At 43.8% G+C, this 9,443-nt stretch carries 6 protein-coding genes and 1 pseudogene; 4 read left to right on the top strand and 3 right to left on the bottom strand.

Annotated elements, in window-relative coordinates:
• The 4 genes from DW039_RS19420 to DW039_RS19405 all read left to right on the top strand — a co-directional run.
• Positions 1-337: dihydrofolate reductase family protein (locus tag DW039_RS19420; RefSeq protein WP_120382258.1), on the top strand; the 337-nt coding region annotated here is incomplete at its 5' end.
• Positions 338-575: 238 nt separating this feature from the next.
• On the top strand, positions 576-1,181 hold the full coding sequence (locus DW039_RS19415) for an RteC domain-containing protein (RefSeq protein WP_004304269.1): 606 nt from the start codon (positions 576-578) through the stop codon (positions 1,179-1,181).
• 301 nt (positions 1,182-1,482) lie between these two features.
• A complete protein-coding gene (locus DW039_RS19410; RefSeq protein WP_004291480.1) occupies positions 1,483-2,613 on the top strand; it encodes an ATP-binding protein in 1,131 nt (376 codons plus the stop codon).
• 16 nt (positions 2,614-2,629) lie between these two features.
• Positions 2,630-5,884 carry a P-loop NTPase fold protein gene (locus DW039_RS19405; protein ID WP_004291481.1) on the top strand — a complete coding sequence of 1,085 codons (3,255 nt, stop codon included), beginning with the start codon at positions 2,630-2,632 and terminating at the stop codon, positions 5,882-5,884.
• 131 nt (positions 5,885-6,015) lie between these two features.
• Here DW039_RS19405 and mobC read toward each other — a convergent pair whose 3' ends face one another.
• From mobC to DW039_RS21130, 3 genes and pseudogenes are all read right to left on the bottom strand, one after another.
• Positions 6,016-8,034 carry a conjugal transfer protein MobC gene (gene mobC / locus DW039_RS19400; RefSeq protein WP_004291482.1) on the bottom strand — a complete coding sequence of 673 codons (2,019 nt, stop codon included), beginning with the start codon at positions 8,032-8,034 and terminating at the stop codon, positions 6,016-6,018.
• Between the two features lie 30 nt (positions 8,035-8,064).
• Positions 8,065-9,312: a conjugal transfer protein MobB gene (mobB, locus tag DW039_RS19395; protein ID WP_004291483.1), complete on the bottom strand. Its 1,248-nt coding sequence runs from the start codon at positions 9,310-9,312 to the stop codon at positions 8,065-8,067.
• Positions 9,291-9,443 (bottom strand): annotated as a pseudogene (locus DW039_RS21130) (MobA protein); the annotation flags it as partial. The pseudogene DW039_RS21130 and the gene mobB, both read right to left, overlap by 22 nt.

Below are 9,443 nucleotides of genomic sequence, written 5' to 3'. Positions count from 1 at the left end.
CCTTGACCGTTGCGGTCTTGATGAAATCAGGAAGAAAGCCTTTTACCGTGTGACACCGGACTATTCCATTTCAATGCTGCACGAATGGAGAAAAGACTGCACAAACATCCGTTACCTCGCGGAAGCCACACCGGACACGGCAGACTATATAAACGGACTGCTGCGGATGCACGCTGTGGATGAAATCATACTATACACCGTTCCTTTCATATCCGGAAGCGGACGACATTTTTTTAAGTCGGCTCTGCCAGAGCAACACTGGACGCTTTCCTCTTTGAAAAGCTATCCCAACGGTGTATGTCGCATTATCTATATCCTTGATAAAAAAGCAAGATAGCCAAAATGTGCGGCAAGCATACATTTCTATTTTCAGGAATAGAATAAATGTTCCGATTACAAACAATTTAAGTCGGAGATAATTTGTCCTTGTGAAAAAATACTGAATTTTATACCTCTGAAATCCAGCACTTTGTAAAATTGAGTGTTGGATTTTTTATTTTCTGCCGCGTTTTTTGCCAATTATATTCATGTGCGCACGCAGAAAACAAAGTGTAATTTTCAAAATTGACAGAACCATGAATTATTTCTTGCTGGCGGAAACCGACTTTTTCCGCCTGATAAACGAAGCCGGCGACTGCAATATGGAAACGGCATACACGGCTTTCGCCACCCAAGTGATCGAACTGTGCAACGGCGGCATGGACATGAACCTTACCGTCATCGCGCTTGCCTACATCGAAATCGAGTTGCAGCACCATCCCGTACGTAATCTGTCAGAAGAAAAAAGAGAGATTGCCGCCTACGTCAGCAAGGCTCTGTCTTTCGTAAGAAAGATGCAGAAATTCCTTGCCACGCCCCAAGTGCCACCACTAATATCCGCCAACAACGCAACAGAAACCACCGCCAGCCTTCTTCAATGGACGGGCAATGCCATCGACCTCGTGGAACTTATCTACGGCATAGACGTGATGGGCTGCATCAACAACGGCAATATGCCGCTCAAACAGCTCGCCCCACTTCTCTATAAGATATTCGGGGTTGATTCTAAAGACTGCTACCGCTTCTACACTGATATCAAACGCCGGAAGAACGAAAGCCGCACCTATTTCATTGACAGGATGCAGGAAAAACTGAACGAGAGAATGTTGCGTGATGAGGAGTTGGAGCGGATGAGAAAATAAAAAAATATCCATTACATATGAGAAGACAGGAATACTCGTATCCTGTCTTTTTATTTTCATTTAATTATATATTAATTAGCACAATATATGTGAGTTTTTCATTCCTATAAGGACAAATTTCAGAAACGTATGTCTGGTAAATTATTGAGTCATCATAGTATGAACATATATCATTACTAAAAACAATGAAACAACTTCCATAAGATTGTGGTTGTAAAAATCGCCATTTAATAGCCCGTTTTTTTTGTAAAATTCGCCAATTAAAAAAATATGATTATCTTTGCATTATATTTTATAAGGTATGGAAACAGTAAATAGAATACTTCAAGAGAAGATTACAGCACGAATCGCGCCCAATAAAGCAGTACTGATTTTTGGTGCTCGCCGTGTTGGTAAAACGGTAATGATGCGTAAAATTGTGGACAACTATTCAGGTAGGACGATGATGCTCAACGGCGAAGACTACGACACATTAGCACTATTGGAGAATCGCTCAATAGCCAATTATCGGCATTTATTGGATGGTATTGATTTGCTGGCTATTGATGAGGCACAGAACATACCACAAATCGGTAGTATTCTGAAGTTGATAGTTGATGAAATACCGGGAATAAGTGTCTTGGCAAGTGGTTCTTCGTCATTCGATTTGCTGAATAAGACTGGTGAACCGTTGGTCGGCCGCAGTACGCAATTTCTCCTTACACCATTCTCGCAACGGGAAATCGCACAGACGGAAACGGCACTTGAAACCCGCCAGAACCTCGAAGCGCGCTTGATTTACGGTTCCTATCCCGAAGTAGTAATGATGGAGAACTATGAACGTAAAACAGACTACCTACGTGATATTGTCGGTGCATACCTGCTTAAAGATATCTTAGCAATTGACGGCTTAAAAAATTCGAGCAAGATGCGCGATCTACTGCGATTGATAGCTTTTCAGTTGGGCAGCGAAGTTTCTTACGAAGAGTTAGGTAAACAACTCGGCATGAGCAAGACGACCGTTGAAAAATACCTCGACCTATTGGAAAAGGTCTTCGTTATCTATCGTCTGGGGGCTTATTCGCGTAACCTACGCAAGGAGGTTACAAAAGCTGGCAAGTGGTACTTCTACGACAACGGCATTCGCAATGCCATTATCGGGGCTTTCTCACCGCTGGCCATTCGGCAGGATGTCGGTGCGCTGTGGGAGAACTACATCATCGGAGAGCGGCGCAAAGCGAACTTCAATGAGGGACTGCACAGGGAGTTCTATTTCTGGCGCACCTACGACAAACAGGAAATCGACCTGATTGAGGAGAGTGCCGACAGTCTTACCGCCTTGGAGTTCAAGTGGGGAAATAAAATGCCGGCCGCACCGAAAGCCTTCCAAGAAGCCTATCCCTATGCCGAGTTTCATGTGGTAAATCGGGAGAATTATTTGGAGTTCGTATAATCAATAAATTACGTATATGGAAACAAAACTACAATCCAAACAGCAATATCCGCGGTTTATCCAAAATAAACCGTGTGGTATTGACAAATTCGATGGAGGTTCGCAAGAAAGGTTGGCAAAAACTATTGCTCGCCATTTTTGTCAGAATGATTCATTGGATGAGGAATGTACTTTACCTCGAATTATCGGCATCGAAGGTATTTGGGGATCTGGAAAATCCAACGTGGTTAAAATGTTGGAACGTGAATTATCAGACGACTATTACTTTTTTGAGTATGACGCATGGGGACATCAAGAGGACTTGCAACGCCGCTCTATATTGGAATTGCTTACAAGCAAACTTATTGATGATGGTATCCTATCTGGAAATGCAACAATAAAAGTCAAAGGTGGAGGTACGAAAACCGTATCATGGTCTGAAAAGCTGAAATATTTATTAGCCCGTAAAACGGAGACCGTAACCGAAAAATATCCCCTTATCAGTAATGGTATGGTTGCGGCATTTTTGGTTGCAGTTTTAACTCCGATATTTACATTTATTGCGTATGCAGTAAAACCTACACCCACAACATGGTGGTTTTCTTTATTGTCTATTATCATAGCTGCACTGCCAGTTCTTATTGCATTGTGCGTTTGGAAATGGGCATATAGCAAAGATCATAAATATGGATGGAGTTATATGTTAGCTATTTATCAAGATAAAGTCGAAAAGGACGTTTGCTATGAGACTTTGAGCGAAGACGAACCAACGGTTTACGAGTTCAAAACATGGATGCAAGACATTTCTGATTTTATCAAGGAAAAAGGACAACGTAAATTAGTCCTTGTTTTTGACAACATGGATCGTCTCCCCGCTGAAAAAGTAAAAGAATTATGGTCTTCTATCCATACGTTCTTCGCCGATAGCGGTTTTGAAAATGTTTGGGCTGTTATTCCTTTCGATGAAACACATTTAGCTTGTGCATTCGGAGATGAGACCGACGAACAAACGAAACAACTGACCAAGTATTTTATCAATAAAACTTTCCCTATTGTTTATCGTGTTGCTCCTCCTGTTATTACCGACTATCGAAGTATATTCAACAAACTGTTTGTTGAAGCATTTGGAGAAACAGAAAATGAAGCGAAAGAAACTATAAATCGGATATTCAGATTGGTAAATCCTAATGCCAATGTTAGGGAAATTATATCATATATCAATGAGATGGTCGCTCTTAAACAAGAGTGGTGTAACGAAATTTTGATGATAAACATAGCATTGTTCTGTTTGAAGAAGACGGATATTCTGGCAAATCCAGTAGAACAAATATTGTCCGGCGACTATCTGAATGGCATTCAAACAATAATTAACAATGATCTGCAAACACAACGCGAAATTGCAGCTTTGGTATATGGTGTCGATGTTGAAGATGCTCGACAAATTCCATTGAAAAAATATATTGAAGGCTGCATCAACGGAGAAGAAGACCACGACATAAATCAATATGCAGAGACTAATAAACAATTTGACACTGTATTAGAAGAAGTTATACAATGTATGGACAATGCGCTTATCGATAAGATTATACATTGTTTGCATAAATTAACTCGAAAGAGCGATGTTATTCTGCGTGTATGGCAAAGAATAGCACAATTGAAATTAAAAGAATCCATAGAGAAGCAGGTGTTCCCTGTCGAATACCAAGAACTGCTGTTGCATTTAGACACGGAAAGCCAAAACCATGTGATTGCTCAATTATATAAGAAGATAGTTCGGTTCAATGACTTCAATGGCGGCGACTATTTCAAAACGTTAGATGCAATAGACAGGTTTATTGCGCAAAATAAGTTGGCGTGCGATTTTACGTCATTGATTGAAGCAAAAACAGTCAAGCCAAATACATTTATCGATTATATTCAAGCTGCAAATGCAACAGATGCTGCCTATCGGGATAACGCGACAACTAAAGCATATAAATATTATCAAGTAGCAACAAATTCGGAGGCGCTCGATAATTATTTGGCAAACTTACTACCCGATAATTTCGACCATGCAGATATTGTAAAAACGTTAAAAGATAATTCTACCTATACGTTTCCAACGCTTTTGCAAGCGATCACGAATTGCATTGATGAACAGAATGTAAATAAAGATAATATAGGGGCTATATTTACAACCTATCGTTTATTGGCATCTGACGAAGAAAGACCTTTACCTGTAACGTTAGATTCAACCTACATAAATCAGTTGCATTCTGAATTAGAAACTGATGGCCGAAACATTAAAGAGTCTGGATATTACGATTTAGTCGCCATGCAATTGGCACATGGTCATTCCGTTTCCTTAATAGAGGGTGGAGATATAAAATATGTTGCAGAACTCATGGACTATTATGTGGATCATGGAGACTTATTAGTAAATAGTGTGGGATGGAATATACCGCTATTAAATGAAACACTACAATACATGGTAAATCATAAACTTGGCTATAAATTATTGCTCTCAGACATATTGCCCCAATTTGAAGATATTAAGAACAGAATAGGTGTAACGGATGAGGTATTTATCGAGCATTTAGCAGAGTGGAATACCGATTTGGATAAGTATATCACTAAGAACAATATTAAAGATGTAATTCCTGACGCATCTTTTTACGATTTGACCACTAAAATAAGCAATGTCCTGACCGATCATATCAATAAAATAGCGTTCGAAGCGTTGTCTGAAATAAGTGTTGATACATTATACGCCCAAAGAACAGCACATACATCATATTATTGGTTTGTCGCAATAAAACATTTACTGGCTAAAATCAAATCCTTGCCAGATAACTTGACTGAATTTGGCAAAAAGATTCTGATGGATATTGCTTCTGGAACTCAAAGTTTGAATCCTTTCCCTAATTGTTTCAAGAATATAGTTGAAAGATTGGATAAACGAAAAATTAAATCGACAGTTACCGATATAAGAAATGATTTCTGCATCGGTAAAAAGACTATCAATGCAATAAAGTTTCAATTTTTCGAAACATGGCTTAGATCGCATGGTAATTTGAAAAGTCAAGCTGGAGACGTTATTGATAAAATAGTGAAACCTGTAATTTCCGATGGGGCATGCCGTTCATTGATTCTGCAAAACAAAGATTTTTATATGGATTTAATAAATACAGCAGGGGATGATGCTTATGAATTGAAAAAGAGTCTCCGAAACCTCATACAAAAAGATTCAGATCCGCAATTGGTTAAATTTGTCAATTCGATAGATTCAGTACCTGAGGTTGAAACCGCGTAAGTATTTGTCTAACAAGTCCGAATTTTACGATTTTACCCGTCAGAACTGAAGTGCCCCCCAAAAAAATTGTATCCAACTTTTGGGGGTCACTTCAAACTTCGATAGGGATAATTTTCAATTTTGGGGACTTGTTAGACAGTCTCATTATCTGGTAGCAGTTTACACAGCACCGGATCGTTTTTGATACGCTCCAGTTCCTCCTGCACAATCTGCTTCACCTCTTCCTTGATGCGCCGGTAGTTCGCCTGCACCGTTTCCTTCATGCGGTCGTTGCCGTCCTCGTCCGTGAAGTTTGTAATGACGGGAATTTTCTTGTAGGCACTTTCTTCCCGTTTCACCTTTTCGGCATCCACCACAATCTCGCAATGAAAAATCTTCTGCTCGATACGCTCGTTGAAGTTGTCGGATACAGAACCGACAAACATTCCCTGCGTAAGCCCGGAAATCTTACTCGGTGGAATGAGCGCGTCCATCTGCGTGTTGATGGAGGTGGAAACATCCTGCCGGTTGATGGAGATGGACTGCCGTTTCTGCAACACCTTACCGAACCGCTCGGAGAGCGTCTTGGCTGTTTCCCCCACCACCTGACCGGAGAAAATATTGCCGACAGTGTTCATCACCACTTTCGCCTCTTTGTCCCCGTAGTCACGCACTAACTGGCTGAAATCCTGAAAGCCCAGACACACGGCAACCTTGTTGCTTCGGGCGGTAGCTATAAGATTGTCCAACCCTTTGAAGTATATTGTGGGCAACTCGTCGATGATGACCGATGACTTCAGCATCCCCTTCTTGTTGATGAGCTTCACGATACGGGAATTATACAGACCGAGTGCCGCACCGTAGATATTCTGACGGTCGGGATTGTTACCCACGCAGAGGATTTTCGGCTCTTCGGGATTGTTGATGTCCAGCGTAAACTCGCTGTCTGACATCACCCAGTAGAGCTGCGGTGAAATCATCCTCGAAAGCGGGATTTTTGCCGACGCTATCTGACCCATGAGCTGCTCCGCAGCCCCTCCAAGCCACGCATCCATGAACGGCGAAAGGTAGTTCTCCAGCTCCGGATAAGAGGTCAGTATCGGAAATATATCCTCGTAACGGCGGTTCAGAAACTCGATAGCATGGGGAAACGTGCAAAACTTCCCGTTCTGATAGATTTTGAGATACCAGATAATACTGGCAAACAGAATGATAGGTGACTCCACGAAGAAGTCGCCCTGCTTTTGCACCCACGTTTTATTGAGGTTGAGCATTATTGTGTAGGCACTCTCATAGGCATCCGTAATATCTTCCATAAAATCCGGGTGAATGGGATTGCACCGATGAGAGCGTCGCGGGTCGTCGAAGTTGATCACATAGAACTTCGGCTTTACCTTGTAGCCGTCCGGGTGGTTCAGCAAATGGTTGTAGGCAATAGTAGATAGGTCGGGATACTTGAAATCGTAGATGTATTGACTAAAGCCCTTTTCAATCTGTTGCTTGATAAAATTGTTTACCACGGCATAGGACTTGCCGCTGCCCGGCGTACCCAACACGATGGACGCACGGAAGGGATTAACTACATTGATCCAACCGTTGTTCCAGCGTTTCCTGTAATAGAAACGTGTCGGCAGATTGACCGAATACTCGCTTTCGATAAGCCTCGTTTCCTGCATGAAACTCTCGTTCTCGTTGTTGAAAACATCCTCCATCAAATTGTGTTTCAACAGGCGGCTCATCCACAGACCACCCATCAACAGGCAGACATAGCCCGTTCCAATGGTAAGGACATACAGTCCCGTCACCGCTTCAAGCGGCAGCGGCAGGGGCAGCAACCACCAGTTCAGGAAAAACAGCACGAACCCGACGGCAAATGCTGTCCAGATTCTCCCCCAAGTGATTTTCTCACCCTTGACACCCTTCGTACCCAGACAGGACAAGGCAAGCAAAAGGACGGAAAACAGCTTCGTGTAGAGAATGGAATGGAACAGCCCCGCCGTGCGGTCGAAGTTCAGAAGGATTTTGTCCACCACGCCGATGTTCACGCCCCACAGCCGGATGGCTTCGTAGCAGAACCAGTACACGTTCATGACCACTAAAATGATACTCACGGCACGCAGAAAATCCATGATTTTCGCCAATGCCCTCAAATCGTCTTCTTGTTGTGACATACATTGATTTTTTAATTGTTGATACTCTGATTACATACCCAAGCCCTTGCGTTTTTTCTTCTTTTTGCGCTTCATCGCCCGGATGAAAGCCTCTTCCTCGGCATCTACCGCCGGACCTTCGGGAGTGAGCAAGCCCATACCGCCCGATATATCTTCACTGTCGTAGGCGGTCTGCCCGTGTGCCTTGTCCGCAGCATCCACAGGGATGGATAGCGGTATCGGCGGTTGTCCGGCGTATGGCAGGGTGAAGTGTTCCTGCAAGGCATTCGCCGAAAGCTCCTTACCCATGCGCGAACCGTTCAGCACGCATCCCGTGCGGTGGTCGATGAAGGTAGCCCCATAGATGCGCCCTTCCTCTGTGTAGCGCAGTACGGTGTCGATGCCCTTCTCTTTGAGTTGGGATACAAATTTGTCCTTGTCATAAGTGCCTTGCAGCACGGAAAGGACGGTGCGTTTCGTCATGTCTGCCAGTTTCCTATCCTTGATTTCCGATTTGGAACGGACAAACTTCTTCTGTACGGCTTCATAGCCTGCGGACTTCCCGAAAAGCGAGGATTTGAACGGGTTGCCCACCTTGTTACCCTTGTCGTCCGTGACGGAATAGACCAGCCCGTGATACTCCCGTCCGCGCACGTTGCCCCTCGCTTCCTCCACCGTCATATTATATAAGGAAAGGAGCGCACGGTATTCGCCCATCGTCTGGAAACGGTACTGCCCATTCAGAGCCTTCACGGTGTTGCCTACCTGCTTCTTCACATCACCTGCCGATGCGGCCACCTTGCGCAACGGATTATCCAATCTCTGATTTTTACGTTCTGCCGGATGCAATCCGTACTTCTGTTCCAGTTCCCTGCGGATACGGTCGCTGCGGCGGTAGAGAAAATCCCGGTTGAGCCTTTTCCCGTTCTCGTCCACGTTGACCGTCACGATGTGCAGGTGGTGGCGGTCGATGTCCTCGTGCTTGAATACAAGATAAGGCTGGTTTCCGAAACCGAGTTTTTCCAGATACTCGCGGGCGATATTCTGCAACTCAATATCGGTCAGCACATCCTCCGGGTGCGGGTTGAGAGAGATATGCACCACCGGCTTCTCGATCTTCATCTGCGGTGGCAGGAAGGTGAGAAAACCCTCCATCGCCTTGCCTATGTCCACCGTTCCCGAACCGTCATTGTAGATGCGGTTGGTGGTGAGAAGCCGCCCCTGCGCCTCGTTAATCTTCTCCCCGTTGTAGGCAATCGCGCCGTACAACGAACTTCCTACACTGATTTTTGCGACCATTTTGCCTCCATTTCCCTTGAAAGTTCCACAATCCGGCGGCTCAGTTTCACGAGTTCGACGGTGTGTTGCTCTAATTTGTAGAGCAACGCCATCGCCTTTTTCTCTGAAAAATGCAGCCTCAGTTCCTTCAC

It is taken from the genome of Bacteroides sp. AF39-16AC (assembly GCF_003602735.1).
GTDB lineage: Bacteria > Bacteroidota > Bacteroidia > Bacteroidales > Bacteroidaceae > Bacteroides > Bacteroides uniformis.
This window is presented reverse-complemented; position numbering and strand designations above follow the sequence as displayed.

Excerpts from the sequence above, each read along its gene's own strand:
- DW039_RS19415 (WP_004304269.1), top strand. The coding sequence starts at position 576 with ATGAATTATTTCTTGCTGGCGGAAACCGACTTTTTCCGCCTGATAAAC.
- DW039_RS19410 (WP_004291480.1), top strand. The coding sequence starts at position 1,483 with ATGGAAACAGTAAATAGAATACTTCAAGAGAAGATTACAGCACGAATC.
- DW039_RS19405 (WP_004291481.1), top strand. The coding sequence starts at position 2,630 with ATGGAAACAAAACTACAATCCAAACAGCAATATCCGCGGTTTATCCAA.
- mobC (WP_004291482.1), bottom strand. The coding sequence starts at position 8,034 with ATGTCACAACAAGAAGACGATTTGAGGGCATTGGCGAAAATCATGGAT.
- mobB (WP_004291483.1), bottom strand. The coding sequence starts at position 9,312 with ATGGTCGCAAAAATCAGTGTAGGAAGTTCGTTGTACGGCGCGATTGCC.